The organism is Ruminococcus intestinalis (genome assembly GCF_014288065.1).
In the GTDB taxonomy this organism is placed as follows: domain Bacteria; phylum Bacillota; class Clostridia; order Oscillospirales; family Acutalibacteraceae; genus Ruminococcoides; species Ruminococcoides intestinale_A.
In genome coordinates this window covers 1-971 of sequence record NZ_JACOPS010000013.1, presented here as the reverse complement: position 1 = coordinate 971, position 971 = coordinate 1, and the positions used below count along the sequence as shown (strand labels likewise).

1 protein-coding gene is annotated in these 971 nt (G+C 34.9%); it reads left to right on the top strand.

The features are described from left to right. Window positions 1-971: LPD23 domain-containing protein (locus tag H8R91_RS11925; RefSeq protein WP_186936405.1), on the top strand; the 971-nt coding region annotated here is incomplete at both ends.

The window sequence follows — 971 nt, the reverse complement described above, 5'->3', positions numbered from 1 at the left end:
AAACTTGCAAATGCAATAAAAAATCTTGCGAGCAAAATTAAAGAGTTTATCATTACTCATACAACAAACGAAGCAGCTCAAGCATTTGTAAATGATGTAAAGGCGCTTGACAAACTTGCAGAAATGTTTAGCGATGCAGCGGATAACATTAAGGCAAAAAGTGAAGAAGTAATTACAAATGAGCAAAAAAATAACACCGACAAGGGTGTTGAGAATGTTAAGTATAGTATTAATAAAGGCTTTGCAAAGGAATACGATAATTGGGATAAGAAATCAACAGGATTTGCTTTTAAAGTAGGAACTACATCAACAGTGCTTCATAAGCTGGGAGTCAATAATAAAACAATTTACTGGGATGCAACAAAAATAAAAAAAATAAAGGAAAAGCATCCGGAAATGACTGACAGTATAATAAAGCAGGTGCCTAATATACTTGAAAATCCGATTATTGTAATGGAATCAAATACTGTTAGCGGCAGACTTGTTCTATTTGGTGATGTATATGACAGCAAAAACAATCCTGTCCTTGTTGCACTCGAGTTAAATCCGACAGAAAAAGGCGGTAAAAGTTTAAATATAATAAAAATAGCGAGTGCTTACGGCAAAGATGTTGATTTGCAAGGCTTTATAAATAAAAGTAAAATTTTGTATGTTGAACCAAATAAAGAAAGAACCCATAATTGGCTGTCGGTTAATAGGCTCAAATTGCCGTTACCCAGTACCAGATTTGGATTCTTTAATAACAGTATATCTCAAAATTCTAAAAATGTCAATACGAAAAATGACGAAAGTAGCAATGATATCAAATACAGCATGGGAGGATTGAAAGCAGAAACTGCGGACAAGAGTGCACTTGAGAAAGCTATGGAGCTTGAAAAGGACGGTACAGATTCCGAGAAAATCCGTAAGGAAACGGGTTGGTTTAAGGGATATGACGGCAAGTGGCGATTTGAGATAGATAACAGCGAATT